General features: G+C 72.3%; 24 protein-coding genes, 1 tRNA gene and 1 riboswitch. Of the genes, 5 read left to right on the top strand and 20 right to left on the bottom strand.

The window, feature by feature from the left end; genetic code table 11:
- Positions 1–73: 73 nt before the first annotated feature.
- Complete coding sequence (locus ACFZDE_RS15970) at positions 74–1,093, top strand: MASE1 domain-containing protein (protein WP_391200268.1); 1,020 nt, start codon at positions 74–76, stop codon at positions 1,091–1,093.
- A gap of 11 nt (positions 1,094–1,104) precedes the next feature.
- Here ACFZDE_RS15970 and ACFZDE_RS15965 read toward each other — a convergent pair.
- Positions 1,105–1,178 (bottom strand) — tRNA-Pro (locus tag ACFZDE_RS15965).
- Positions 1,179–1,314: 136 nt separating this feature from the next.
- On the opposite strand from ACFZDE_RS15965, the gene ACFZDE_RS15960 reads away from it, so the two are divergent.
- Positions 1,315–2,019, top strand: a complete 705-nt coding sequence (locus tag ACFZDE_RS15960) for a transketolase (RefSeq protein ID WP_391200267.1) — start codon at positions 1,315–1,317, stop codon at positions 2,017–2,019.
- A 29-nt stretch (positions 2,020–2,048) separates the two neighbouring features.
- The gene (locus tag ACFZDE_RS15955; RefSeq protein WP_391200266.1) at positions 2,049–2,960 is read left to right on the top strand and encodes a transketolase C-terminal domain-containing protein; all 912 of its coding nucleotides are present in this window, start codon (positions 2,049–2,051) and stop codon (positions 2,958–2,960) included.
- 49 nt (positions 2,961–3,009) lie between these two features.
- Here the strand turns inward: ACFZDE_RS15955 and ACFZDE_RS15950 are convergent, their stop codons facing one another.
- The 12 genes from ACFZDE_RS15950 to ACFZDE_RS15895 all read right to left on the bottom strand — a co-directional run bounded on the left by ACFZDE_RS15950 (position 3,010) and on the right by ACFZDE_RS15895 (position 14,113).
- Complete coding sequence (locus ACFZDE_RS15950) at positions 3,010–3,366, bottom strand: MmcQ/YjbR family DNA-binding protein (RefSeq protein ID WP_391200265.1); 357 nt, start codon at positions 3,364–3,366, stop codon at positions 3,010–3,012.
- A gap of 30 nt (positions 3,367–3,396) precedes the next feature.
- The gene (locus ACFZDE_RS15945; protein WP_391200263.1) at positions 3,397–3,924 is read right to left on the bottom strand and encodes a GNAT family N-acetyltransferase; all 528 of its coding nucleotides are present in this window, start codon (positions 3,922–3,924) and stop codon (positions 3,397–3,399) included.
- Positions 3,921–4,493, bottom strand: a complete 573-nt coding sequence (locus ACFZDE_RS15940; protein ID WP_391200262.1) for a helix-turn-helix domain-containing protein — start codon at positions 4,491–4,493, stop codon at positions 3,921–3,923. The genes ACFZDE_RS15945 and ACFZDE_RS15940 overlap by 4 nt, the downstream gene beginning before the upstream one ends.
- A gap of 46 nt (positions 4,494–4,539) precedes the next feature.
- Positions 4,540–5,442, bottom strand: coding sequence for a LysR substrate-binding domain-containing protein (locus tag ACFZDE_RS15935; RefSeq protein WP_390996053.1), 903 nt, complete (start codon positions 5,440–5,442; stop codon positions 4,540–4,542).
- Between the two features lie 37 nt (positions 5,443–5,479).
- Complete coding sequence (locus ACFZDE_RS15930; RefSeq protein WP_390996051.1) at positions 5,480–6,673, bottom strand: glycine C-acetyltransferase; 1,194 nt, start codon at positions 6,671–6,673, stop codon at positions 5,480–5,482.
- Positions 6,674–6,708: 35 nt separating this feature from the next.
- Positions 6,709–7,737 (bottom strand): L-threonine 3-dehydrogenase, encoded by a 1,029-nt coding sequence (gene tdh / locus ACFZDE_RS15925; RefSeq protein WP_391200261.1) that lies wholly within the window; start codon positions 7,735–7,737, stop codon positions 6,709–6,711.
- 181 nt (positions 7,738–7,918) lie between these two features.
- Positions 7,919–8,491: a GAF domain-containing protein gene (locus tag ACFZDE_RS15920; RefSeq protein ID WP_390996046.1), complete on the bottom strand. Its 573-nt coding sequence runs from the start codon at positions 8,489–8,491 to the stop codon at positions 7,919–7,921.
- 61 nt (positions 8,492–8,552) lie between these two features.
- Positions 8,553–9,182: an ATP/GTP-binding protein gene (locus tag ACFZDE_RS15915; RefSeq protein WP_391200260.1), complete on the bottom strand. Its 630-nt coding sequence runs from the start codon at positions 9,180–9,182 to the stop codon at positions 8,553–8,555.
- Complete coding sequence (locus ACFZDE_RS15910) at positions 9,160–9,531, bottom strand: DUF742 domain-containing protein (protein ID WP_142166483.1); 372 nt, start codon at positions 9,529–9,531, stop codon at positions 9,160–9,162. The genes ACFZDE_RS15915 and ACFZDE_RS15910 overlap by 23 nt, the downstream gene beginning before the upstream one ends.
- Before the next feature lie 2 nt (positions 9,532–9,533).
- A complete protein-coding gene (locus tag ACFZDE_RS15905) occupies positions 9,534–9,965 on the bottom strand; it encodes a roadblock/LC7 domain-containing protein (protein ID WP_030840841.1) in 432 nt (143 codons plus the stop codon).
- 68 nt (positions 9,966–10,033) lie between these two features.
- Positions 10,034–12,154 (bottom strand): ATP-binding protein, encoded by a 2,121-nt coding sequence (locus ACFZDE_RS15900; RefSeq protein ID WP_391200259.1) that lies wholly within the window; start codon positions 12,152–12,154, stop codon positions 10,034–10,036.
- A 690-nt stretch (positions 12,155–12,844) separates the two neighbouring features.
- Complete coding sequence (locus ACFZDE_RS15895; RefSeq protein WP_391200258.1) at positions 12,845–14,113, bottom strand: MBL fold metallo-hydrolase; 1,269 nt, start codon at positions 14,111–14,113, stop codon at positions 12,845–12,847.
- Positions 14,114–14,261: 148 nt separating this feature from the next.
- Here ACFZDE_RS15895 and ACFZDE_RS15890 point away from each other — a divergent pair, with 148 nt between their 5' ends.
- Positions 14,262–14,873: a TetR family transcriptional regulator C-terminal domain-containing protein gene (locus ACFZDE_RS15890; RefSeq protein ID WP_390996037.1), complete on the top strand. Its 612-nt coding sequence runs from the start codon at positions 14,262–14,264 to the stop codon at positions 14,871–14,873.
- Positions 14,874–15,164: 291 nt separating this feature from the next.
- On the opposite strand, the gene ACFZDE_RS15885 is transcribed toward ACFZDE_RS15890, so the two are convergent.
- The 3 genes from ACFZDE_RS15885 to ACFZDE_RS15875 form a co-directional block, all read right to left on the bottom strand.
- Entirely contained in the window at positions 15,165–15,950 is a 786-nt protein-coding gene (locus ACFZDE_RS15885; protein ID WP_390996677.1) for a GDSL-type esterase/lipase family protein, read from the bottom strand.
- A 246-nt stretch (positions 15,951–16,196) separates the two neighbouring features.
- Positions 16,197–17,123 carry a peptidoglycan DD-metalloendopeptidase family protein gene (locus tag ACFZDE_RS15880; protein WP_391200257.1) on the bottom strand — a complete coding sequence of 309 codons (927 nt, stop codon included), beginning with the start codon at positions 17,121–17,123 and terminating at the stop codon, positions 16,197–16,199.
- 4 nt (positions 17,124–17,127) lie between these two features.
- Positions 17,128–17,289: riboswitch (cyclic di-AMP (ydaO/yuaA leader) on the bottom strand.
- A 309-nt stretch (positions 17,290–17,598) separates the two neighbouring features.
- Positions 17,599–19,674, bottom strand: coding sequence for an alpha-galactosidase (locus ACFZDE_RS15875; protein ID WP_391200256.1), 2,076 nt, complete (start codon positions 19,672–19,674; stop codon positions 17,599–17,601).
- Positions 19,675–19,853: 179 nt separating this feature from the next.
- On the opposite strand from ACFZDE_RS15875, the gene ACFZDE_RS15870 reads away from it, so the two are divergent.
- Positions 19,854–20,651, top strand: coding sequence for a tyrosine-protein phosphatase (locus ACFZDE_RS15870; RefSeq protein WP_391200255.1), 798 nt, complete (start codon positions 19,854–19,856; stop codon positions 20,649–20,651).
- Positions 20,652–20,666: 15 nt separating this feature from the next.
- On the opposite strand, the gene ACFZDE_RS15865 is transcribed toward ACFZDE_RS15870, so the two are convergent.
- The 4 genes from ACFZDE_RS15865 to dxs all read right to left on the bottom strand — a co-directional run bounded on the left by ACFZDE_RS15865 (position 20,667) and on the right by dxs (position 24,799).
- Positions 20,667–20,786, bottom strand: a complete 120-nt coding sequence (locus ACFZDE_RS15865) for a DUF6126 family protein (RefSeq protein WP_381465220.1) — start codon at positions 20,784–20,786, stop codon at positions 20,667–20,669.
- Positions 20,783–21,427: a helix-turn-helix domain-containing protein gene (locus ACFZDE_RS15860; protein ID WP_391200254.1), complete on the bottom strand. Its 645-nt coding sequence runs from the start codon at positions 21,425–21,427 to the stop codon at positions 20,783–20,785. The genes ACFZDE_RS15865 and ACFZDE_RS15860 overlap by 4 nt, the downstream gene beginning before the upstream one ends.
- A 64-nt stretch (positions 21,428–21,491) precedes the next feature.
- Positions 21,492–22,907, bottom strand: coding sequence for an aminotransferase class III-fold pyridoxal phosphate-dependent enzyme (locus tag ACFZDE_RS15855; protein WP_391200253.1), 1,416 nt, complete (start codon positions 22,905–22,907; stop codon positions 21,492–21,494).
- Complete coding sequence (gene dxs, locus ACFZDE_RS15850; RefSeq protein ID WP_391200252.1) at positions 22,904–24,799, bottom strand: 1-deoxy-D-xylulose-5-phosphate synthase; 1,896 nt, start codon at positions 24,797–24,799, stop codon at positions 22,904–22,906. Before dxs ends, ACFZDE_RS15855 begins: the two co-directional genes overlap by 4 nt.
- Positions 24,800–24,826: the final 27 nt, after the last annotated feature.

The following is a 24,826-nucleotide window of genomic DNA, read 5'->3' as shown; positions in this document are numbered from 1 at the left end:
GCTCAGCGGCCTTGTGGAGGATCCGTGGGATCCGGCGGATGATGGTCGGGGGGATGGCGATGCGGAGGCCCCGATGACGGTCGCGCGGCAGGCCCGGCCCCGGCGCGGCCTCCGGGTCGCCCTGGAGATCTGCGCCGTCGCGGGGCTGTACTACGGGGCGGCCGAGCTCGGGCTGCTCCAGCAGCTGGTGCGGGGCCAGGTCACCCCGCTGTGGCCGCCGAGCGGTATCGCGGTCGCGAGCCTGCTCCTGCTCGGACCGCGGGTCCTGCCCGGGATCGCCCTCGGCGCGTTCCTCGTCAACGTCACGCTGGGGCCGTCGCTGCCGGCCGTGCTCGCGATCGCGGCGGGCAACACGCTCGCACCGGTCTGTTCGTACGCCCTGCTGCGCCGTGCCGGGTTCCGCGACGAACTGAACCGGCTGCGGGACGCGTTGGCCCTGATCTTCCTCGGCGCCTTCACCGGGATGCTGGTCAGCGCCACGATCGGCAGCGGGACGCTGGCCCTGACCGGTGTGCTGGACGCCGGGGACTTCGCGTCGACCTGGTCGGTGTGGTGGACCGGGGACGCGATGGGCGTCCTCACGGTGACGCCGGTGCTGCTCCTGCTCCGCTCGGTCCGGTGGCCGCGGGGCGTCCCACCGGCCCGGTGGGCGGAAGGGATCGCGCTGGTGGCGGCCACGGCCTGTGTCGGCCTGGTCGAGACCAGCGACACCCCGCTGCTGTTCCTCGGCTTCCCGCTGCTGATCTGGGCCGGGTTCCGCTTCCGGCTGGCCGGGGCCGCGCCCTGCGCCCTCGCGGTGTCGGTCTTCGCGATCGTCTCGGCCGGGCAGAAGGCCGGCCCGTTCTCCGGTCACGACCTGTTCACCAACATGATCACCTTGCAGGCGTTCAACGCCTCCGCCTCGCTCACCGCGCTCCTGGTCGGGGCGGCCGTGGGGGAACGCGCCCAGACCGAGCGGGAGATCACGCTGGCGTGCCGGCAGCTCGCCGAGATGGCGACCAGGATCGCCACCACCGACCGCCGGCCGGCCCTCCCCGTGCGCGGGAACGAGCAAGAGGCCGTATCGATGGAATCCGATACGGCCTCTGAGTGACTGCCTCGCAGTCGGGACGACAGGATTTGAACCTGCGACCCCTTGACCCCCAGTCAAGTGCGCTACCAAGCTGCGCCACGTCCCGTTGCCCGTCTGACCTGGGAGTTCCCCGGGCCGAACGCGCAGGGAAACAATACCGCACTCGCACCGGTGATCGCGCATCCCTTTTCGGGCCGCCGCCGCTTGACCTCAACCTTGATCGAGGTTGCACGCTCGTTGTCATGACCGACGCGACGCAGACGTATACCCGCACATATGCCGACCTGGCGGGCCTGATGGGCCTGATGACCGGCGACGAGAAGCACGGCCCGGCCGCCACGTCCACGCTGGACGTGCTGTGGGTGCTGTACGACCGGGTGCTGCGGGTGAGCCCGCAGGGCAGGGACGACCCGGGGCGGGACCGGTTCCTGCTGTCGAAGGGGCACGGGCCGATGGCGTACTACGCCGTGCTGGCCGCCAAGGGATTCCTGCCGGTGGAGTGGCTGCCGGGCTTCGGCTCGTACGACTCCCCGCTCGGCCACCATCCCGACCGGACGCTCGTGCCGGGGGCCGAGATCGGCAGCGGATCGCTGGGGCACGGGCTGCCGATCGCCGTCGGTACGGCGCTGGGGCTGCGCGCCCAGGGGCTCGACGAGCCGAGGGTGTGGACGCTGATCGGGGACGCGGAACTGGACGAGGGCAGCAACCACGAGGCGATCGCCTTCGCCGGGCCCGCCGGGCTCGACCGGCTGCACACCGTCGTCGTCGACAACTCCTCCGCCACCTACGCCCGCCCCGGTGGTATCGCCGCCCGCTTCGAGGCGGCGGGCTGGTCCGCGCTGACCGTCGACGGCCGTGACCACGAGGCCCTGTACGCCGCCTTCACCGCGCCGCACCCGGGCCGCCCGCACGTGGTCGTGGCCCGGGTCGAGCCGAAGTCCGCCTGATCCTTCCGCTAACGAGGAGTCTTCCTTCCATGGACACCATGCGTGACCGTTTCGCCCCTGTCGTCTCCCGGCTGCTCGACGAGGATCCCCGGGTGGCGGTGGTCCTCGCCGCGATCGGCACGGACGGCTTCGCCGGAGCCGCCCGCCGTCATCCGGAGCGGGTCGTCGACGTCGGCATCCGGGAGCAGCTCCTGATCGGGGCGGCTTCGGGGCTGGCGCTGACCGGGCTGCGGCCCGTCGTGCACACCTTCGCCAGCTTCCTCGTGGAGCGGCCCTTCGAGCAGGTGAAGCTGGATCTCGGGCACCAGGAGGCGGGCGCGGTGCTGGTGAGCGCCGCCGCCTCCTTCGACTGGCCGGCCGGTGGCTACACCCATATGGCGCCGGGCGACGTGGCGCTGCTCGACACCCTGGACGGCTGGACCGTCCATGTGCCGGGGCACCCGGACGAGGCCGAGACGCTGCTGCGGCACGCGGTCGCCGCGGGCGACGACAAGGTGTACGTACGGCTGTCCGTCCAGGCCAACGGGCAGGCGCTGCCGGTCGACGGGGAGCGCTTCCGTACGGTCCGCGAGGGGCGCTCGGGGGTGGTGGTCGCCGTCGGGCCGATGCTCGACGCGGCGCTGGAGGCCACCGAGGGGCTGGACGTCACGGTCCTGTACGCGACCACCGTCCGGCCCTTCGACGGCGCCGCCCTGCGACGGGCCACCGAGACGGCCGGGACGGACGTCGTCCTGGTCGAGCCGTACCTGGCGGGCACGTCGACGGCCGCCGCGAACGACGCGCTGTCCGAAATGCCGCACCGGGTCCTCGGGCTGGGCGTGGGCCGTCGCGAACTGCGGCGGTACGGGCGGCTGGAGGAGCATGTCGCCGCCCACGGTCTCGACGCCCGGTCGCTGCGGGAGCGGATCTCGGGGTTCCTCGGGGCGGCGGCCCGCGTCTGAGATCAGAAGGGGGATCGGGAGGGGGAGCAGGAGGGGGATCGGGAGGGCGTCACCGCCCGGGCAGGCCGAGCCGGGGGTGAGTCTCCAGGAGCCGGGTCGGGGCCGCCTGGCGCCAGGAGTCGGCGAGGATGTCCCGCAGCTCGCCCTCGTCCTCGATGGCGTCGAGCCGGGCCCGCACCCAGGCGAACTGGGACTCGTGGTCGGCGATCCAGAACTTGCCCGGCTCGGCGAGCACCAGTTCGTCGCGCTCCTCCTTGGGGCAGCGCACGGCGATGGAGGTCTCGTCCTCCGGCAGCGTGGCGAACATCTTTCCCGCGACCCGGAACGTGGGCATGCTCCAGGCGATCTTCTCCGTCGTGTCCGGCAGGGACAAGGCGATCCGTCGTACGTCTTCGGCATCCGGCATGGCAGGCACCGTATCGGCTCCCACTGACAATCACCTGGTGGGAGCGGTTTCCGGTACGTGCTTGTAGTAGATCGTGGTGGGCCGCAGGACGCCGCCGGGGTCGGCCGCGTAGTCCGGTATGGCGCCGACGGGGGTCCAGCCGTCGGACCGGTAGAGGTGTTCGGCGGGGCTGCCGGTCTCGGTGTCCAGGTGCAGCAGGGTGATGCCGGCCTCCGCGGCCGCGGTCTGCGCCGTGTCCAGGAGACCGCGGCCGAGACCGCGCCCGCGGGCGTCCGGGTGCACCATCAGCTTCACGATCTCGGCGCGGTGACGGCTGTTGGCCTTGTCGGCGAAGGCCAGGCCCACGGTGCCGAGCACCCGCTCCCCGTCGCACGCGACCCATACGGCGAGGCGGCCCGCGGCGACGTCGGCGGCCCGGTCCCGCCACCAGGCCAGGGCCTGCGCCCGGCCGAGCGGGGCGAGGAAGCCGACGGAGGCACCCGCGTTCACGGTGCGGGTCAGCAGATCCGCCAACTCCCTCGCCTTCAGCAACAGTTGCGACGCGTCCAGCCGTTTCACGGTCGCACCACCGCCAGCAGGTAGCGGACGCCCCCGGGATCGGCGCACCGGAACCGGGTCGGGCCCCACACCCGCATCCGCAGACAGTCCCCCGTGCCGAGACGGTGCTCGGTGTCCTGCGCGGTCACCTCCAGGGCGCCTTCCAGGATCCAGATGTGCTGCTCCAGTCCGGCCACGGGTGGCCGGTCGTAGGCCAGGTCGGCGCCGGGGGCCAGTCGGGCCTCGACGAGTTCGCCGCGCAGGGCGGCGTGCGGGGGTGACACGGACCGGCGTACGAAGCCGGAGGCGCGGTCCTGCCACACGGGCTGGCCGGCGGCGCGGACGACGGTCTCCGGTTCGGCCTCGACCTCGCTGAGGAGCTGGGACATGGTGCGCCCGTAGACGGCACACAGGCGGTTCAGGACGGAGGCCGTGGGGCTGATCTCCGCCCGCTCGGCCCGGGACAGGGTGGACCGGCTCACGCCGCTGCGCTCGGCCAACTCACCCAGGGACCAGTGGTGTTCGGCCCGCAGCTCGGCCAGGCGCGCGGCCAGCCGGGCGTCGACGGGGTCCCTCTCGTCGCCTCTCATATCCGGGACGCTATCCCGGATAGGAGACAGTGGTGTTACGTGGTGCTCACAGCCGGGCCGCCGCGCCGAGCGCGTCCAGCACGGGGCGGATTAGGGGATGCTCCTCGGCTCCCCTGCGGACGGCGGCGAAGACCCGGCGGGTGGGGGGCGTTTTGTCGACGGGGCGTACGACGACCCCGGTGAGGTCCATGCCGCGCAGCGCCGAGCGCGGCACCACTGCGACGCCCGCATCGGCCGAGGCGAGGGCGACGACCGCGCGGAAGTCGTCCGAGGAGTGCTCCATACGGGGCTGGAAACCGGCGTTCTCGCAGGCCAGGATCACCACGTCGTGGCAGGGGTTGCCGGGGTAGGGGCCGATCCACGCGTCCTTGGCCAGCTCGGCGAGTGGTACCTCGGCCGCGCCGGCCAGACGGTGGGTGACCGGGACGACCGCGTCGAAGGGCTCGGCGTACAGCGGGACGTGGGTCAGGCGCGGGTCGTCCGCAGGCGGGGCCCCGCGGTACTCGACGGCGACGGCGACATCGATCTGCCGGTCCAGCACCATCGGCAGACTGGCGTCGCCCTCGGCGTCCTGGACGCGGAGGCGGATGCCGGGCGCCGAGCGGGCGAGAGCGGCCACGGCGGGCGCGACGACCAGGGCGATGCCGGTGGCGAAGGAGGCGACCGTGACGGTGCCGGCCGCTCCCGAGCTGTACGCGGCGAGCTCGGCCTCGGCCCGCTCCAGCTGGGCGAGGACCGCGTTGGTGTGGTTGAGCAGGATCTCCCCGGCGGGGGTGAGCCGTACGCCCTTGGCGCCCCGCTCGACGAGCCGGTGGCCGGTCTCCTGCTCCAGGGCGGCGAGCTGCTGGGAGACGGCCGACGGGGTGAGATACAGCGCGGCGGCAGCCGCCGTCACCGTACGGTGGTCGGCCACCGCCCGGAGGATGTGGAGCCGCCGCGCTTCGATCATGCGATCGATTGTCTCAAATGCGGCCTTGTGCCGGTCGTCAGCCCTCCAGCTCGGCACGCGCCGCGACGAAGGCGTCCACCGCGCGGTTGACGTCGTCCGTGGAATGCGCGGCCGACAGCTGGACGCGGATGCGGGCCTGGCCCTGCGGCACCACCGGGTAGGAGAAGCCGATGACGTAGACGCCACGCTCCAGCAGCAGCTCCGCCATGCGGCCGGCGACCGCCGCGTCCCCGATCATCACCGGGGCGATGGCGTGGTCGCCGGGGAGGACGTCGAAGCCCTCCTCGGTCATGCGGCGGCGGAAGAGGGCCGTGTTCTCGGCCAGCCGGACACGCAGGTCGTCCGCGGCCTCCAGCAGGTCGAGGACCTTCAGGGAGGCCGCCGCGATGACCGGGGCGAGGGTGTTGGAGAACAGGTACGGCCGGGAGCGCTGGCGCAGCAGGGCGACGATCTCGGCGCGGGCGGCGACATAGCCGCCGGAGGCGCCGCCGAGGGCCTTGCCGAGGGTGCCGGTGATGATGTCGACGCGGTCCATGACGCCGTGCAGCTCGGGCGTGCCGCGGCCGCCGGGGCCGACGAAGCCGACGGCGTGGGAGTCGTCGACCATGACCATCGCGTCGTAGCGGTCGGCGAGGTCGCAGATCTCGCGCAGCGGGGCGACGTAGCCGTCCATGGAGAAGACGCCGTCGGTGACGATCAGGCGGCGGCGCGCGTCGGAGGCCTCCTTGAGCCGGGCCTCCAGCTCGGCCAGGTCACGGTTGGCGTAGCGCAGCCGACGGGCCTTGGACAGGCGGATGCCGTCGATGATGGAGGCGTGGTTGAGGGCGTCGGAGATGACCGCGTCCTCCGGGCCGAGCAGCGTCTCGAACACGCCGCCGTTGGCGTCGAAGCAGGAGGAGTAGAGGATCGTGTCCTCCTGACCCAGGAAGGCGGACAGGCGCGCCTCCAGCTCCTTGTGCACCTCCTGGGTGCCGCAGATGAAGCGGACGGAGGCCATGCCGTAGCCCCAGCGGTCCAGGGCCTCGTGGGCGGCGGCGACGACCTCGGGGTGGTCGGCGAGCCCGAGGTAGTTGTTGGCGCAGAAGTTGAGGACCTCGCCGGGACGGCCGCCCGCGGTCACGCCGACCGTCGCGGACTGCGGGGTGCCGATCACGCGCTCGGGCTTGTGCAGACCGGCGGCGCGGATCTCGTCGAGGGTGGCGCGCAGGTCGTCGCGCACGGAGTCGAACATCAGGAAGCTCCTAAGGTGCTCGCGGTGAGGGGGAGTTACGCGGTCCAGTCGAGGATGACCTTGCCGCCGCGGCCGCTCGCGGCGTCCTCGAAGGCCGCCTCGAAGTCGCGGTGGCCGTAGCGGCCGGTGATGACGGGCGCGAGGTCCAGGCCGGCCTCCAGCAGGACCGACATGGCGTACCAGGTCTCGAACATCTCGCGGCCGTAGATGCCCTTGATGGTGATCATCGAGGTGACGACGCGGGCCCAGTCGACGGGGAACTCCTGCGCGGGCAGGCCGAGCATCGCGATCCGGCCACCGTGCGTCATGTTGGCGATCATGTCGCGCATGGCCCCGGGGCGGCCGGACATCTCCAGGCCGATGTCGAAGCCCTCGCGCAGTCCGAGGGTGCGCTGCCCGTCGGCGATGGTGGAGCCGGAGACGTCGAGCGCGAGGCTGACACCGATCTTGCGGGCCAGCTCCAGCCGCTCCGGGCTGACGTCGGTGATCACGACGTTGCGGGCACCGGCGTGCCTGGCCACGGCGGCGGCCATCAGGCCGATGGGTCCGGCGCCGGTGATCAGAACGTCCTCGCCGACGAGCGGGAAGGACAGCGCGGTGTGCACGGCGTTGCCGAACGGGTCGAAGATCGCGGCCACGTCGAGGTCGACGGGCACCCGGTGCACCCAGACGTTGGCGGCGGGCAGGGCGACGTACTCGGCGAACGCCCCGTCCCGGCCCACCCCGAGCCCCACGGTCGCCCGGCACAGGTGCCGGCGCCCGGCCAGGCAGTTGCGGCACTTGCCGCACACCAGGTGGCCCTCGCCGCTGACCCGGTCGCCGACGGAGATGTCGGTGACGTCCCGGCCTGTCTCGACTACCTCGCCGACGAACTCGTGCCCGAGCACCAGCGGGGTGCTGATCGCCTGCTGGGCCCAGCCGTCCCAGGCCCGGATGTGCAGATCGGTGCCGCAGATGCCGGTGCGCAGCACCTTGATGAGGACGTCGCCGGGCCCGACGGTGGGCTCGGGGACGTCCGCCAGCCACAGCCCGGGTTCCGCCTTCTGCTTGACCAGCGCCTTCACCGCTACGGCTCCTGGGGGTGAGTCCCGGCTCCGGGTATGCCGAAGGAACCCCTGGACCGGGAGAGGAGTGGGATCGCACTGAAATCTGCCGTACGGCGGGCACGCCGGTCCATCGAGGATTTCTTAAGCGCCGCCGCAGCTTTCCTTCACACCCCGCGAGGCCCGCGGGTTACCCCGGCTCTCAGTAGGGCGGCAGGCCGTCCCGGCTCTCGAGCTCCACGACGAGCTGCGCGGCGTGTTCCTTGATCGCCGTCAGACCCGGCTTCCCCCACGGCCGCGGCTCGACGTCCGCGACGCTGACGGTGCCCAGCACCAGACCCGTGCCGTCGATGAGCGGCGCCCCCAGATAGGAGCGGATGCCGAACTCGTCGACCACCGGATTGCCCGCGAACCGCGGATAGTCGCCCACGTCCTCCAGGGCGAGGGCTTTGCGGCGCGCCACCACATGGGGGCAGAAGCCATGGTCGCGGGGCAGGGCGCGGCTGAGGCGCGGACTGGTGCCGTCGCTGCGCACCACCGGCGCCACGGGCGGCACATGCAGTCCCGCGAAGAACTGCCCATGCTCGTCGGGGAGGTTGACCATGGCGTACGGCGCACCGGTGAGCTCGGCCAGGCGGTGCGCGAAGGAGTCCAGTGCGGGTTCGGGGCGCTCCCCCAGGCCCAGTCTGCGCAGACGGCGGGTGCGGGCGGGGGCCTCCTTGTCCTCGGGTGTGAGCAGCAGACGACCGGCCGGGCGTGGCGGGTCGTAGGTCATGGGCGTGCTCCTGGGTTGTGGACTCGCGTCATACAGGGCCTCCGTGGCGGGTGTGCGGGGGTCACGTGTGGGCGCCATACCCCGTCGCGGGGGCCGGGGTGTGGGCGATGAGGTGGCGCACCAAGGTCAGCAGGGTCTGGACCCCGGAGCTGGAGATCCGCGCGTCGCAGCACACGACGGGCACGTCGTCGGACAGGTCGAGGGCACCGCGCACCTCCTCGGGGTCGTAGCGGTAGGCGCCGTCGAACTCGTTGACGGCGATGACGAATTCGAGGCCACGCTGTTCGAAGAAGTCGACGGCGGCGAAGCACTCCTCCAGTCGGCGGGTGTCGGCGAGGATGACCGCGCCGAGCGCGCCCTCGCACAACTCGTCCCACATGAACCAGAACCGCTCCTGTCCGGGCGTGCCGAACAGGTACAGCACATGCCGGGGGTCGAGGGTGATGCGGCCGAAGTCCATGGCCACGGTCGTCTCGACCTTGTTCTCGATGCCGTCGAGGTTGTCGGTCGCGGCACTGACGGTGGTGAGCAGTTCCTCCGTGCTGAGCGGCGCGATCTCGCTGACCGCGCCGACGAAGGTCGTCTTGCCCACGCCGAACCCGCCCGCCACCAGGATCTTCAGCGCGGTGGGGAACGGGTCGGCGCCGTGGCCCGGTCCGTCGGTGTAGTCAGAGCTGTCGTCGTAGTCCATCGAGCACTGCCTCCAGAAGGGCCCGGTCCGTCGGGTTGTGGTGGAACGCGGGGGGCTTGGTGGTCAACGCCCCGCAGTCGACGAGGTCCGCCAGCAGCACCTTGGTGACGGCCACCGGCAGTGTGAGGTGGGCGGCGACCTCGGCGACGGCGACGGGCACCCGGCACCGTTCGAGCGCCTGCGCGTGCTCGGGGCCGAGATAGCCGAGGGGGGTCGCCCCGGTGGCCATCACCTGCGAGACGAGGTCGAGCGCGACGGTCGGACGGGTGCGGCCGTTGCTGACCGTGAACGGCCGCACCAGCCGCCCGGCCGCGTCGTCGAGCCAGGGCCCGTCACCGGCCGCCGTCACGCTCAAGGCCTCATCGCCGGGGATTCGACGGACTGCCGGGGAGCGGTCACGAGGTAGGGGCGCACGCTCTTGACCAGCATCGCCATCTCGTAGCCCAGCACGGCCGCGTCTGCCTCTCGGCCGGCCAGCACGGCCAGGCAGGTGCCGGATCCTGCGGTCGTGACGAACAGCAGGGTCGAGGCGAGTTCGACGACGACCTGCCGCACGTCGCCGCCGTCGCCGAAGCGGACCCCGGCGCTGCGGCCGAGGGAGTACAGGCCGGAGGCCAGGGCGGCCATGTGGTCGGCGCTGTCCGGGTCGAGGCCGTGCACGGACTTCACGAGTCCGTCGCAGGACAGCAGCACGGCGGCGGTCGTGTGCGGTACGCGCTGCACGAGGCCGCTCATCAGCCAGTCGAGATCGGATACATGGGCGGTCGGCGCATCGCTCGCCATGGTGGATCGACTCCTTGGGGTACGAAGGTCTGTGGGAGCGCTGGGGGTGGGGGTGGAAAGGGGGGTGGTCATCCGGCGGGTGCGCTCCCGTCCTGCCGGGTGGTGGTGGTGCGGTCCATGTGGGCGGACTCCGTGTGCGTCGGCGCCATGTGGGCGGAGCCCGCGTAGGAGGAGTCCATGTGGGCCACCTCCATGTGGCCGGACTCCGTGTGCGTGGACGCCATGGGGGCGGAGTCCGTAAGGCCGGAGTCCATGTGGGCGGCCCCTGTGTGCGCGGACCCCATGTGGGCGGCCCCAGTGTGGGCGGACGACGTGTCGCCCCACTCCGTGTGGCCGGCCTCCATGCTCTGCTGGGCCTCCGCGAGGCTGATGCCGCGCTGGAAGGCCGCCATCAGACCGGGGTCGTGGCCCACGAGGTGCTCGGGGTCCTGCCGTGGCGTCGGCCCGTCGCGCAGTTGGGGGACGATGTGCTCCTGGGCGCGGCGGCGGGGCAGTTGGGGCTTGCCCATGGTGCCGCGGACGGTGCCGTTGCGGGGGGTGGGCAGCTCGGTGACGTTCTCGGCGAGGACGCGCCGGTCGTCCGGGCCGATTCCGGGCCGTGCCTCGGCCGGGGTGGGTCGCTCCCGGCGGGCCCCCCGCATGGGCAGGGGCGCGGGCCGGCCGTCCAGTGTGCTCCCGCCCGGGGCCGTTTCACCCTCCTGCCGGTGGCTCCCGCCCGGGGCCGTTTCACCCTCTTGCCGGTGGCTCCCGCCCGGGCCCGGTTCGGCCTCCTGCCGGTGCCCCCGGGGCGGGGTGGGGGTGCCGAGCGGGACCGAGGGCCCTGCCCCGGACGCGGGCGGCGGCACGGACCGGGCCCCGGCCTCGATGCCGTCGGCGACCGGAGACAGTCCCTTGTGCCCCGGCACCGCCGGACGATCGACACCGGGCGCGCCTGCGGCCTGCTGTGCCGCTCCCCCGGGCGCTCCCGCCCCCGCCTCCGCTCCGAGCAGCGCCTGCGGTACGACGAGCACCGCCTGCACTCCGCCGTAGATGTTGGTCTGGAGGCGGACGGTGATGCCGTGCCGCCGGGCGAGCTGGGAGACGACGAACAGGCCGATGCGGCCGTCCGCGAGGAGCCGGGCGACGTTCACCTGGTCGGGATCGGCCAGCAGCGCGTTCATCCGCGTCTGCTCCTCCAGGGGCATGCCGAGCCCGCGGTCCTCGACCTCGACGGCGAGCCCGGAGGTGACGAGGTTCGCGCGCAGCAGGACCTGGGTGTGCGGGGCGGAGAACACCGTGGCGTTCTCGACGAGTTCGGCCAGCAGGTGGATGACGTCGGCGACGGCGTGGCCGCGCAGCTGCCCGTCGATCGGCGGCACGAGTTTGACCCGCGAGTACTGCTCGACCTCGGCGATGGCCGAGCGCAGCACCTCGGTCATGGAGACCGGGTTGCTCCACTGGCGGCGGGAGACGGCACCGCCGAGCACGGCGAGGTTCTCGGCGTGACGGCGGATGCGGGTGGCGAGGTGGTCGACGTGGAAGAGCCCCTTGAGCAGGTCGGGGTCCTCCATCTCGTTCTCCAGCTCGTCGAGGATGGAGATCTCACGGTGCACCAGGGACTGCAGCCGCCGGGCGAGGTTGACGAAGACCTCGAGCTTCTGTTCGCTGCCGGCCTGGCTGGAGAGCTGGGAGGCCTGCACGACGGCGGTGACGGCGCCGTCGTGCGCGCGGGACAGGTCGGCGGCGAGGAGGTCGAAGTCGTCGCCGTCCTCGGCGGGACCCGCGTGGCGGCTGTGCGGGGCGAGCTGCGGTGGCCCGTCGCCGCGGCGCAGCGCCTCGACGAGGGTGCGCAGGTCGGCCTCGCGCCGTGCGGTGCCGCGGCGCAGGACGCCGATGCGGTCGTGCACGGACCGGGCGGCCCGGTTGGCCGCGATCGCGGCGACGGCGATGCCGACGAGGGTCACGAAGACCGCGCCGCCGAGCACGGCCCACAGGGTGAGGCCCGGCCTCGTTCCGGTGGACCGGACGGTGAAGAGGACGGCGGCGCAGCCGCTGAGGGCGACGGCGACGGGGGGCAGCACCGCGAGACGCAGCAGCTGGGGCCGTATGTGGGTCTCGGGCAGCGCGGGTGCGGTGCGGACGGCGGGCCGCCCGTGCCGCCCGCCCTCACGGCGGTCTGCGCGTGTGGCCGGGGCGCGGAGGTGAGACATCGGTGTCCTCGTGCTGGTCCGTCGGGCCGGGGTGCCGGGGGAGTTCGCGGGGGTGCGGCCGGGTTCGCGCGGCCGCTTGCGCGCCGCTCGCGCCGCGCGCCCGGCCTCACCTCGCTGCCGGGCGCGGGCGCCGGGGACACCGCCGGCGCCCGCGTCACCGACGCCGCCGTCGATCCCCACGGGGCCGGCGTGCCGTCCCGGTCCCATGGCCCCGGCGGCTCCCGCGCCGCCCCGGGACGCATCCGCCCCGCCCGCGGAGGGAGCCGCACCACCCGGGGCAGTGCCCGCCCGGTCGGAACCCGCACCCGTGTCCCCGACGGCGCCGCGGCCGGTCTCCGTGGCGCGCAGGCAGCGGGGATCCCCGTCGCGTCGACTCCCTCGTCCGCCCTGCGCCTGCACGTGCCGGCCCCCGCTCCCTGATCCGTCCTGCTTCGATCCGTCCTGCTTCCCGACGGCCACTGACAGTAGTCGCCAGCGCATCATGTGCGGTGGGCAGTTGACAAACTCATACGGTGAGCGTCCCGCTCTGGTATGAGGCCTCGTACGACAGACCGATAACACCTCGGCATATCCGGCCAGGAACGAAAGGAGCCCGATCCGACCTGGTCAGAAGCGGTCACACGCAGACGGCGAGGGCCGGGGAGCCTCTCGCTCCCCGGCCCTCGCCGTCGGTCTGCCGTGCGCCCCGGGTCAGCTCGCCGGGAGCGACTCGGGATCCTCGGTGCCCTTGCCGACCTTCCCGCCACCGTCACTCACCGTATCGGCCTGGGCCACGGCTGCTGCCGCGTCGGACGCGGTCTTGACGCCGGCTCCCACGAGGGCCTCCCCCGCCGCGCGACCACCGGCCGGGGCGAGCGCCACCCCACGCCACCACGGCTGGGACGGCACGGTCTCGGCCGTGGGCTCGAAGGGCTCGCCGGGCCGGGGCAGGGCTACGGCGGCGCCCACCGCGCGGGCGGCCGCGAGCGTCCCCTCGCCGGGGTCGGCCCACGGATGGGTCGCCAGATTGAAGGTGGCCCAGTGGATCGGCAGCATCGGACCGTGCTCCGGCCCGCCCTGGAGGTCGAGGTGGGCGCGCATGCCCTCCTCGGGGGTCATGTGGATGTCGGGCCAGAAGTCGGAGTAGGCGCCGATCTGGATCATCGTCGCGTCGAACGGCCCGTGCTCGGCGCCGATCTCCTTGAAGCCGTCGAAGTAGCCGGTGTCACCGCTGTGGTAGATCCGGTGCTCGTCCCCGGCGACGACCCAGGAGGCCCACAGGGTGTGCTGGGTGTTGCGCAGCCCCCGGCCGCAGAAGTGCCGGGCCGGGGTGGCGGTCAGGGTGAGGCCGCCGATCTTGGTGGCCTCGTGCCAGTCCAGCTCGCGCAGCCGGTCGGCGGAGACGCCCCAGTGCTCCAGGTGCGCGCCGACGCCCAGGGGCACCGCGAACAGGGTGTCCGTACCGGCGAGCGCCTTGATGGAGGGCAGGTCCAGATGGTCGTAGTGGTCGTGCGAGATCACCACGACGTCGACCGGGCCCAGCGCGGCGAGCGGCAGGGGTACGGGGTGCAGCCGCTTGGGCCCGGCGAAGGGAAAGGGGGAACAGCGCTCACCCCACACCGGGTCGAACAGCACACGCCGGCCGTCGATCTCGGCGAGGACGCTGGAGTGCCCCATCCAGGTCAGCCGCAGTCCGGTCGCCGGGGGCCGGGCGATGTCGGCGAGGGTGGTGGAGTGCACCGGGACGGTGCCCTTGGGGGCGCGGCGGGGCCGGGTGTCCTTGTCGAAGAAGACCTTCGCGAAGTCCAGGGTCGAGCCCGAGGGCCGGGTCCGTGCGGGACCGCCGGGGTTCTGGAAGACCCCGTCCTTGAAGTGGGGCGATCTGCGGATGCGCGCCATGCGCTCACCGCTCGGATCCGCGCCGAACGCTTCGGGCCGAAGCGCGCGGAGCCCGGAGCTCAGGGTACGGAAACCGGCCACGGTACCTCCAGGTGGAGTCGGTCAGGCTTTCCATTATGGTCGGCCGCTTCGGCCCTGCGGTCCTGCGGCCCCCGGTGATCGCGGAGCGGTTGTCCAACAGGCCGAAACGCCCCGTCAAGGGCCGCGTGCGCGTGGATAGGGTGACGGCGTGACGAGAGTCCGGTTGAGCGTGGCGCAGCGGCGCGGGGATCTGCTGCGGGCCGCCATCGAGCAGATCGAGGCGAGGGGTGTGGCGGCGGTCCGGATCGCCGACGTGGCCTCGGCGCTCGGCGTGAGCAACGCGCTGGTCCTCTACCACTTCTCCTCGAAGGAGCAGTTGGTCGCCGCCGCGTTCCGGCACGCGGCGGAGAGCGACCTGGCGCAGTTGCGCACCATGCTCGGCCGCCGTTCACCGGCGCTGCGCCGGCTGCGGTCGGCCGTGCGGTGGTACGCGCCCACCGGGCCGGCCAAGGGCTGGCGGCTGTGGATCGAGGGCTGGGCGTCGGCCCTGCGCGACCCCGTGCTGCGGGAGGTCGCCCAGGATCTCGACCGGCAGTGGAAGGCGGCGCTCGCCGAGGTCATCGCGGAGGGCGTGGCGGCGGGCGAGTTCCGCTGCCCCGATCCGCCGAGCGCGGCCTTCCGGCTCACCGCCCTGCTCGACGGTCTCGCGGTGCAGCTGACGTCCTACTCCGGCGCGGTGCCGCGAGCCCGGGCCCAGGAGTGGGTGGAGGAGGCGCTGGCCCACGAGCTGGGCCTGGACCGGGGGCTGCCGACGGCCTGACGGCCCCGGACCCGTCGGCCTGACAGCCCGCCCGGCACATCAGCCCGACGGCACCCCGCACAACAGCCTGACGGCACCCCCGACACCCCCGACACATCGGCGCACCGACGCATCGCCGCATCGCCGCATCGCCGCATCGGCACGACGACACCCCGCGCCTCGGCCGGACGCCATCCCCGGCCCACCCGCAGCCCGTGATACACCTGCCACGCCCCGGAGTCCGGACCACCGCGCGTGGGGGCCGCGCCGGGATCACGCCCGGCACGTCCCGCACGCGCGGGGCAGCCGCCCTCAGGCCACCGACGCGATCCGCATCCTGATGTCGTCCGGCGACAGCGCCCCCTTGGCCGTCACATGGTCGCCCGAGGACTCCCCGCGCAGCCGCCGCCCGATCCACGGCACCAGGAACTCCCGTGCCCAGGCGACGTTGTCGCGCCGCATGTCGAGGGCGCCGCGCGGGGGCAGCGGGGGCCACGCCTGCTCGGGGTCGGCCGGCACGTCGAGGCCGAGCACCTGGCCCGCGCGGAGCGCCACGCGCGTGTGCCCCTCCGGCGACAGGTGCAGCCGGTCGGCGTCCCAGGCCCTGCGGTCCTGCACGCTGCGCAGGGACCACAGGTCCAGGACCGGGCAGCCGTACCGGTCGGCGATGGCCCTGACGTGTCCGTTGTACGTGGCGATCTTGCCGCGCAGGTGCTTGAGCACGGGCACGCCACGGGTGTCGAAACCGGTCGTCACCATGACCGTGCCGGACACGGCGGTGAGCAGGGCCAGCGCCCGTTCGAACCGCTCGGCCACCTCGTCCGGGTCGGTGCCGGGCCGGATGATGTCGTTGCCCCCGGCGCAGAACGAGACGAGGTCCGGGGCCATCTGGACGGCCCGCGGAACCTGGTCCGCCACGATCTGGTCGAGGAGCTTTCCGCGTACGGCGAGATTGCTGTACCGGAAGTCGCCCTCGGGTCTGCGGTCGGCGAGCAGGACGGCGAACCGGTCGGCCCAGCCGACGAACGCCCCGTCGGGACCTGGGTCGCCGACGCCCTCGGTGAAGCTGTCCCCCAGCGCCACGTACGACCCGATCACTGCTCTGCTGTCACTCTTCGAATCGTCTGCCACAACAGCTCATGATTCACCTTCGAATGTGACTTACGCGACCGTAGGAAAGGGTTGACGGGCGGTGAGATAAGCCACTCCTAAAGGGTTCGCCAACTCCGGAATACGCCGCTTGTCAGGGATGTTTCGGGGTGAACCGTGGACACACCGAAGGCCGGACCCGGGGATCGGGGTCCGGCCTTCGGAGGCGTGTCAGGCAGGTGGTCGTGCGCTGGGTCAGCCGACGGAGACGCCGTGCGAGCGCAGGAAGGCGACCGGGTCGACGTCGGAGCCGTAGTCCGGCGAGGTGCGGATCTCGAAGTGCAGGTGCGGTCCGGTCACGTTGCCGGTCGCGCCCGACAGGCCGACCTGCTGCCCGGCCGTCACGGTCTGGCCGGCCGAGACGGAGAGCTGGGACAGGTGGGCGTACTGGGCGTAGTGACCGTCGTTCAGCTTGATGACGACCTGGTTGCCGTACGCGCCGCCCCAGCCGGCGGAGACGACCTCGCCGGCGCCGACGGCCTTGAGGGAGGTGCCGGTGGGGACGACGAAGTCGACACCGGTGTGGTAGCCGCTGGACCACATGCTGCCGGACATGTGGTACGGGGTGCCGACGCCGGCGCCGTCCACCGGGAGGACGTAGCCACCGGCGTTGCTCTCGGCGGCGGGCTTGGCTGCGGGCTTGGCGGCGGCCGGCTCGGCGGCGGTCTCGGCCTTCGGCGCCGACTCGGCGGCCGAGGACTTCTGGGCCGAGGCCTTCGGAGCGGCCGGGGCCGAGGCCTTCGGCGCGCTCGCGGCCTTCTTGCCGATCGACAGCTTCAGGCCCGGGTGGATCAGCGACGGGTCGGAGCCGACGGCGTCACGGTTGTCCGAGTAGAGCTTCTTCCAGCCGCCGCTGACGTTCTGGTCGTCGGCGATTTTCGCGAGGTAGTCGCCGGCCTTCACGGTGTACGTGCGGGGGCCATTGGCCTTTTCGGCGGCCTTCTTCCCGGTGGCCGGGGCGGACTGGACGGCCTTTTCCGGAGCCGACTGCGGGGTGGCGGCGTGGGCGCCGGCGGCCCCCATGAGCGGCAGGGCGAGAGCGGCCCCACCGGTTCCGGCGACGGCGATGGAGCGGGTGAAACGCTGGGTCTTGGGGCGGCGGTGCTTACCCTTCGCGGGCATGGCGAATTCCTCTCCGTCGCCTGCGAGGTGAGCTGTCGGGTGCGAGCTGGAGATGCCCGGCCGCGCCGTGGCGCGACTTAACCCCAAGCCGTTCCGGGAACCGGAACAGGCGTCTTACCTGTGGGTCCCCCGCTCCTGCCGTACGTCGGGTCAGTGTGTGCGGACTCCGGGCGGCGGCAGGATTAGGCGTCCGTCCGGATTGGTGTGGAACGTAAGCGACCAAGACGCAAGGGGACAAGCGTGCGGTTGCGTGTGACGGTGTTTTCCCTGACGTGTCGGCACAACCGCGGTCACCGAGCGTGGATTAGCGATCTCCGGCATTCCTCAATGAGCCTGATTGGCGCCAGAATTACGTGAACATGGCGACAACGCATCGTCACGGATATGACGATGGTCACGCGCCCCGACCTCATCTCCTTTACGATCGGGGCACGTTATCCCTTAGCGGCCGAAATTCCCTATTCGGACAGAACGACTACTTCCGCTTAAGACGGACCACCGCGGCGTCCAGATCCCCCCGCAGAGGGACCCGAAGTCCGTGATGCAGCAGTACGACCCCTCGGTGAACTTCGCCCGTTTCGAGGCATTCGTACGATGCTGCCGGATCGAGACCACGCAGCCGGAGCGCCGGCACGGGCTCGCCGTAGCGCTGCGCCTGGAGCCAGGCGAGGACGACGATCTCGTCACCGAGGACGTACTGCACGGCACTGGCTCCACCCTGCGGGGGACGCAGCCGGTACAGGTCGCCGCGCTGCACCACGGGCCGGATCTCCTTGTAGAGCGCCACCCACTCCCGCGCCTCGGAGAGTTCCTCAGGCGTCCACCGCGTGAGGTCACCGCCGACGCCGAGCACCCCGGCCATGGCACTGACGAACCGGAAGCGCAGGGAGCTGGCCCGCTGGTTGAGCATGGCGTTCGGGCTGTCGGTGACCCAGGCGGCCATGACCCGGGCGGGATGGATCTGGCTGAAGCCGTGCTGGATGGCGAGCCGGTCGAGCGGATCGGTGTTGTCGGAGGTCCACACCTGGTCCGTGCGGCTCAGCACTCCGAGGTCGATCCGGCCGCCGCCTCCCGAGCAGGACTCGAAGGCCACCCCAGGATGCGCGGCCCGCAGCCGGTCCAGCAGGGCGTACAGGCCGTGCACATGGTCGACCCACAGCCGCTGCGGGTAGGGGTCGTCCGGCCAGCCGGCGTCGGTGAAGCAGCGGTTGAAGTCCCACTTGACGTAGTCGATCGGAGCGCCGGCGAGAAGCCCGTGGAGCTGCTCCCAGAGGTACTCCCGGACGTCCTCGCGGGCGAGATTGAGTACGAGCTGATTGCGGAACTCCGTCCGCTTTCGTCCCGGTTGGTACTGGACCCAGTCGGGGTGCGCGCGGTACAGGTCGCTGTCCGGGTTGACCATCTCGGGCTCGACCCAGATCCCGAACCGCATGCCCAGGCCGTGCACATGGTCGGCGAGCGGCTTCAGCCCGCCCGGGAAGCGGCCGGGGTTCGGGGTCCAGTCACCGAGTCCGGCCCGGTCGCTGGTACGCGCCCCGAACCAGCCGTCGTCGACCACGAAGAGCTCGACGCCCATGGCCGCGGCCCGCTCGGCGAGCGCCCGCTGCTGCTCCTCGGAGATGTCGAACTCGGTGGCCTCCCAGGAGTTGAACAGCACCGGCCGGTCCCGCTCGGCGTCCGGGACGACATGCGCCCGCTGGTAGGCGTGCCAGGCACGGCTGGCCCCGCCGAAGCCGCCGTCGCTCCAGAGCCCGGCGAAGACCGGGGTCGTGTACGACTCCCCCGTGCCCAGCGTCAGCAGGCCCGCGTCGTCGTGGCCGGCGCCGCCGGTGATCTGCACGCGCGCGTCGGGCAACCGGGCCACGGCGATGCGCCACGACCCGGACCAGCCGAGGGCGCAGCTGTAGACCTCCCCGTGCTCCTCGGTGGCGTCGGCGTCGAGGGCGACCCAGGGCAGGTGCTGGTGCGAGGTGTGGCCGCGACGGCTGCCGATGACCTTCTCGCCGTGGGTGAGGCCGGAGCGCGTCAGCCGGGACTCGGCACCCCAGCGGCCGTGCAGCTGGGACAGCCGCCAGGTGTCGCGGTCGGGCAGGGTCCAGGTGGCGGAGTCTGCGCGCAGCAGCTCGACGGCCGGCCCCTGGTTGGCCAGGGTCACCCACCGCTCGACGACATCTGTCGAGGAGCGCGTCCGGTAGTGCAGCGTGATGGTGAGATCCCCGTCGCGGAACCGCAGGCGCAGCTCGCCGCCCTCGGCCTCGTGCCCCTCGAAGACCCACTCGGTGCCACGCCGATCGGCCGTGCGCACGGACAGGGCCGGGCGGACGAAACGCGGGCCGCCCTCGACCGGATACTCCTCGCGTCCGTCGAGCGGGGACTCGAAGGGCCAGTAGTCCGGCAGCGGCCGGACCGCGAGGGCCTCGGCGTCGGCGAGACCGATCCGGGGACCCCAGTGCAGGTGCAGCAGCTCGTCCCGCTCGGTGACATGGACGGCGTAGCTGCCGGCCGGCCCGGAGAGCACCCACGTACGACCGTCTTCGGAGATCTCCAGCATCGCGCCCTCACAGATTCGAACAAGCCCGATCAGGTGCGACCAGGCGGCAACATCATCAAGGGCCGTGGGGGCTCCGGGCAACGCCTGTGGACAACTCATTGCCCCAGGCAGGCATGTCGTATCGTCGAGTCGTGCCCGCCGGCGAGCCGCGGCGGCGGCGCCGAAGGGGAGGAGCCCTCGTGACACAGCAGGTCCCGTCGACCGAGCCCGAGCTGGCCGGAGTGCGCAACTTCCGTGACGTGGGCGGACTTCCGACCGTGGACGGACGGCGGGTGCGCCAGGGCGTGCTGTTCCGCAGCGGTCACCTCGCCCATGCGACCGGCCAGGACGCCGCCTTCCTGACGACCCTGGGCCTGCACACGGTCTTCGACTTCCGCAACGCGGCCGACCAGAAGCTCGAGGGCCCGGACGTCGAGCTGCCCGGCGTGCGCAATGTGAACCTGCCGTTGAGCGACCCGGCCGACGGCGCCGAGTTCTGGAAGATGGTCCGCGACGGCGACCTGGACCAGCTGCGCGAGATCCTCTCGGACGGCAAGGGCGCGGGCCGCATGATCGCCTCGTACCGCACGATCATCAAGCACCGCACCAGCGAGCACTCCCGGGTGCTGCACGCGCTGGCGCAGGACAGTGTCCCCGCGCTGATGCACTGTGCGGCGGGCAAGGACCGCGCCGGTCTGTCGGTCGCGGTGACGCTGCTGGCGGTGGGCGTCGAGCGCGACGCGATCGTCGAGGACTACCTGAAGTCGAACGCCAAGCACCGCCGCTACAAGGTGCACCGCTCCAGCTCCGCCGCCTCGGCCTATTCGCCCGAGGTCATGGAGCTGCTCAGCCCCCTCTTCGACGCGCGCGCCGAGTACCTGACGGCGGCCTTCGAGACCATCGAGGAGACCTGGGGCGGCGTCGACGCCTACCTGGAGAAGGGGCTGGACCTCACGCCCGAGACCCGGGAGCGCCTGCGCGAGCGGCTGCTGGACTGAGTGCCGCGGCGGGGCCTACTTCGCGCCGAGCTCGAAGAGCAGATACACGAACGCGGCGAAGATGTGGCCGGCGATGAGGTAGACGAACAGCCTCACCCACAGGGCGCGGGGGAACTTCTCCTCCATGTCGCTCATGACGCGTCTCCAGGGGTGGGGCCCAGGCACAGGGCGGCCGTGGGGCTCTGCAGCAGGGTGTGGACGAAGAGCAGGTCGACGCCGTCGTGGTCCTCGGCGGCGATCCGGTGCGGGGTGAGCGAGTCGAAGTGGGCGCTGTCGCCCACTTCGAGCCGGTGCGTGCTGTCCCCGAGGCGCAGCCGCAGCCGGCCGCGCAGGACGTGGAGCCACTCCTCGCCGGGGTGGACCCGCACGACGTCGCCCTGGGAGCCGTAGGGGACGTGGACCCGCAGGGCCTGCATCCCGCGGCCGGGGGCGCCGGCCTGCCGGTAGGTCCAGCCACCGGCCGCCGTGGGTTCCATGTCGGCCGCGCGGATGACGGCGTCCCGTCCCGCGGGCGTCTCGCCGAGCAGCTCGGCTACGGTCGTACCGTAGACACGGGCCAGGGCGAGGAGCATCGGCAGCGAGGGCTGGCGCTGTCCGGTCTCCAGACGGGAGAGGTGGGCGGGCGACAGCCCGGCGGCACGCGCCGCGGCCTCCAGGGTGAGGGAGGCCTGCCGCCGCAGGGCCCGCAGCTGGGGCGCGACGGCGGGCAGCGCACCGGACACGGGTTCGGCCGGCGAGCCGGCCCCGGAGGGCCGCTCGGTCTCGGAGGGGCTCATGCCTCCATTCAGCCGGACCTTTGCCTCAGCGGCAAATTTCTTGCCTCTCAGGCAAATCCGCTGTCTATCGGTTCGCCACCGCCTGTTTGACCAGGGTCTTTCCGAAGTCCCACACCAGCCCGCCGTTGTGCGCGTCGTCCATCACGGCCGTGAAGGCGTCGACGAACCGGTCCACCTCCCGCTCGCCGATGATCAGCGGCGGGATCAGTTTGATCACCTCCATGTGGTCGCCGGAGACCTGGGTGAGGATCCGGTGCCGCTGGAGCAGCGGCACGACGACCATCTGCGCGAAGAGCCCCTTGCGGGCGGCCTGGAGCATGGCCCAGCGGCTGCGCAGCTTCAGCGAACGGGGCCGCCCGAACTCGATGCCGATCATCAGACCCCGGCCGCGCACCTCGGCGAGCATCTCGTAGCGGTCCGTGAGCGCGGCCAGCCGGGACCTGAGCCGCTCCCCGGTGGCCCGGACGTTCGCGACGATCTGCTCGTTCTCCATCACCGACAGCACCGCCAGACCCGCCGCCATGGCCTGCGCGTTGGATCCGAAGCTCGCCGAGTGGACGAGGACGCGGTCCATGGACGAGTAGACCTTCTTGAAGATCCAGTCCTTGCCGATCGTGGCGCCGACCGGCACATAGCCGCCGGAGAGCGCCTTGGCGACGCACACCAGGTCGGGTTCGACGCCGTCCTCGTGCTGGTAGGCGTAGAAGTCGCCGGTCCGGCCGAGGCCCGTCTGCACCTCGTCGGCGATGAGCAGGGCCTTGTGCCGGTGCAGCAGTTCCTGGGCGGCCCGCAGCCAGCCGGGCGGGCCGGTGAGGACGCCCTTGCCCTGGATCGGCTCGACGATCAGCGCGGCGACGTCGCCCTTGCGCAGCTCCCTCTCCAGCGCGTCGAGGTCGCCGAGCGGGACGGCCGTGTCGGGCAGCAGCGGGGCGAAACCGTCGCGGAAGCCGGACTCGCCGTTCACGGACAGGGAGCCGGTGGTCAGGCCGTGGAAGGCGTGGGCGCAGTACAGGACCCTGGGCCTGCCGGTGACGAACCGGGCGAACTTCAGGGCGCCCTCGACGGCCTCGGTGCCGCTGTTGCCGAAGAACACCCGGTCCAGGTGCGGACTGTGCGCGAGGAGCTTCTCCGCCAGCAGGCCCGGCAGCGGCTGGCAGTCGAAGCGGGTGAGGTCGGCCAGTCCCGCGTCCAGCACGTCGTGCAGGGCCTTGCGCACCACGGGGTGGTGGCGGCCCAGGCCCATCACCCCGAACCCGGCGAGCATGTCCAGGTGGTCGTTGCCGTCCGCGTCGTAGAAGTAGGCGCCCTCGGCGCGCTCGTAGACCTTGTCGAAGCCGATGGTGTGCAGCATGCGCGGGAGCTGGTGGTTGAGGTACCGGGAGTGCAGCTCGTAGCGCTCGGCCCCGCGCTCGGCCAGCAGCTTGCCGAGGTCGAACTCCCCGGCCTGCGACGGCTCCGACGCGGACTCGGCGGTTGTCATTCCAGTGGCTCCTTGGACAGCTCATCCTTGACGGCCAGGCTCGCGCTGATCCGTCCGGCGACCTCGACGGGTGTCAGGCCGATGTCGGCGAGCACCTCACCGCGTTTGGCGTGCGCGAGGAACTGCTCGGGGATGCCGAACCGCCGCACCGGCACGTCGACGTCGGCGTCGCCCAGGGCCAGCGCCACGGCCGCACCGACCCCGGCCGCACGGCTGTTGTCCTCGACGACGGCGACCAGGCGGTGCTCGGCGGCGAGCCCCGGCAGGGCGGGGTCGACGGGCTTGACCCAGCGGGGGTCGACGACGGTGCAGCCGATGCCGCGCGCCTCGAGCAGCTCGGCGGCCTGGAGACAGACCGGCGCCATCACGCCGACGGCCACCACAAGCGCTCGCGACTCGGGCGAGCGGTGCAGCACGTCCAGCCCGCCCACCCGGTCGACGGCCGGGATCGACGGGCCGACGGACTCCTTGGGGAACCGCAGCAGCGTCGGCGCGTCGTCCACGGCGACCGCCTCGCGCAGCTGGGCGCGCAGTTGGTCGGCGTCCCGGGGCGCGGCGATCCTGAGGCCGGGCACGACCTGGAGGACGGACAGGTCCCACATGCCGTTGTGGGAGGCCCCGTCCACGCCGGTGACCCCGGCCCGGTCCAGCACGAAGGTCACCCCGCAGCGGTGCAGGGCCACGTCCATGAGCAGCTGGTCGAACGCGCGGTTGAGGAAGGTGGCGTAGACGGCGACGACCGGGTGCAGTCCGCCGGTCGCCAGTCCGGCCGCGGAGACGGCGGCGTGCTGCTCGGCGATGCCGACGTCCCAGACCCGGTCCGGGAACCGCTCGGCAAAGGCGCCAAGGCCGACGGGGTGCAGCATGGCGGCGGTGATCGCCACCACGTCCTCGCGCTCCTCGCCGATCCTGACCATCTCCTCGCCGAACACCGAGGTCCAGGAGGGGCCGCCGGACGGGGAGAGCGGTGCGCAGGTCAGCGGGTCCATCACGCCGACGGTGTGGAAGTGGTCCTCCTCGTGGGCGAGGGCGGGCTCGTAGCCGCGGCCCTTCTCCGTGAGGCAGTGCACCAGCACCGGTCCGTGGAAGCGTTTGGCGCGCCGCAGGGCGGACTCCACGGCTCTGGTGTCATGCCCGTCGATCGGCCCGAGGTACTTCAGGCCCAGGTCCTCGAAGAGACCTTGTGGAGCGAAGGCGTCCTTGAAGCCCTTCTTGGCGCCGTGCAGGGCCTCGTAGAGGGTGTTGCCGACCAGGGGCGTGCCCTGGAGGACGTCCTTGCCCCAGGCCAACACCCGCTCATAGCCGTCGGTCGTGCGCAGGGTCGCGAGATGGTTGGCGAGGCCGCCGATGGTCGGTGCGTAGGAGCGTTCGTTGTCGTTGACGACGATGATCAGCGGGCGGTTCTTGGCGGCCGCGATGTTGTTGAGGGCCTCCCAGGCCATGCCGCCGGTGAGGGCTCCGTCGCCGATCACCGCGACGACATGGCCCTTCTCGCCCTGCACCTGGCGGGCCTTGGCGAGCCCGTCGGCCCAGCCGAGGGAGGTGGAGGCGTGGCTGTTCTCGATGACGTCGTGCTCGGACTCCTCGCGTGAGGGGTAGCCGGACAGGCCTCCCTTGCCGCGCAGTTTGGAGAAGTCCTGGCGGCCGGTCAGCAGCTTGTGGACGTAGCTCTGGTGGCCGGTGTCCCACAGGATGCGGTCGGCCGGCGACTCGAAGACCCGGTGCAGGGCGATGGTCAGCTCCACCACGCCCAGGTTGGGTCCCAGATGGCCGCCGGTCCTGGCGACCGCCTGCACCAGGAACTCCCGGATCTCCTCGGCGAGTTCCCCCAGTTCGGTCTCGGACAGCGCCTTCAGGTCGCGTGGTCCCCGAATGCTCTCCAGAATTGTCACGCTCGGCCCCCTTCGACATTCCGTGCT

This window comes from Streptomyces sp. NPDC007929 (genome assembly GCF_042959065.1).
Taxonomy (GTDB): Bacteria; Actinomycetota; Actinomycetes; order Streptomycetales; family Streptomycetaceae; genus Streptomyces.
The sequence above is the reverse complement of the archived record's forward strand: the minus strand, read 5'-3'. Positions and strand labels throughout refer to the sequence as shown.

What these genes read in the sequence shown, in the direction of transcription:
- ACFZDE_RS15930 (WP_390996051.1), bottom strand. Translation starts at nt 6,673, where the DNA reads ATGTTCGACTCCGTGCGCGACGACCTGCGCGCCACCCTCGACGAGATC.
- ACFZDE_RS15900 (WP_391200259.1), bottom strand. Translation starts at nt 12,154, where the DNA reads ATGTCTCACCTCCGCGCCCCGGCCACACGCGCAGACCGCCGTGAGGGC.
- ACFZDE_RS15860 (WP_391200254.1), bottom strand. Translation starts at nt 21,427, where the DNA reads ATGAGCCCCTCCGAGACCGAGCGGCCCTCCGGGGCCGGCTCGCCGGCC.
- ACFZDE_RS15950 (WP_391200265.1), bottom strand. Translation starts at nt 3,366, where the DNA reads ATGCCGGATGCCGAAGACGTACGACGGATCGCCTTGTCCCTGCCGGAC.
- ACFZDE_RS15905 (WP_030840841.1), bottom strand. Translation starts at nt 9,965, where the DNA reads ATGGCGAGCGATGCGCCGACCGCCCATGTATCCGATCTCGACTGGCTG.
- ACFZDE_RS15970 (WP_391200268.1), top strand. Translation starts at nt 74, where the DNA reads ATGACGGTCGCGCGGCAGGCCCGGCCCCGGCGCGGCCTCCGGGTCGCC.
- ACFZDE_RS15955 (WP_391200266.1), top strand. Translation starts at nt 2,049, where the DNA reads ATGGACACCATGCGTGACCGTTTCGCCCCTGTCGTCTCCCGGCTGCTC.
- ACFZDE_RS15880 (WP_391200257.1), bottom strand. Translation starts at nt 17,123, where the DNA reads ATGCCCGCGAAGGGTAAGCACCGCCGCCCCAAGACCCAGCGTTTCACC.
- ACFZDE_RS15915 (WP_391200260.1), bottom strand. Translation starts at nt 9,182, where the DNA reads ATGGACTACGACGACAGCTCTGACTACACCGACGGACCGGGCCACGGC.
- ACFZDE_RS15920 (WP_390996046.1), bottom strand. Translation starts at nt 8,491, where the DNA reads ATGACCTACGACCCGCCACGCCCGGCCGGTCGTCTGCTGCTCACACCC.
- ACFZDE_RS15855 (WP_391200253.1), bottom strand. Translation starts at nt 22,907, where the DNA reads ATGACAACCGCCGAGTCCGCGTCGGAGCCGTCGCAGGCCGGGGAGTTC.
- ACFZDE_RS15940 (WP_391200262.1), bottom strand. Translation starts at nt 4,493, where the DNA reads ATGAGAGGCGACGAGAGGGACCCCGTCGACGCCCGGCTGGCCGCGCGC.
- ACFZDE_RS15960 (WP_391200267.1), top strand. Translation starts at nt 1,315, where the DNA reads ATGACCGACGCGACGCAGACGTATACCCGCACATATGCCGACCTGGCG.
- ACFZDE_RS15865 (WP_381465220.1), bottom strand. Translation starts at nt 20,786, where the DNA reads ATGAGCGACATGGAGGAGAAGTTCCCCCGCGCCCTGTGGGTGAGGCTG.
- ACFZDE_RS15875 (WP_391200256.1), bottom strand. Translation starts at nt 19,674, where the DNA reads ATGCTGGAGATCTCCGAAGACGGTCGTACGTGGGTGCTCTCCGGGCCG.
- ACFZDE_RS15935 (WP_390996053.1), bottom strand. Translation starts at nt 5,442, where the DNA reads ATGATCGAAGCGCGGCGGCTCCACATCCTCCGGGCGGTGGCCGACCAC.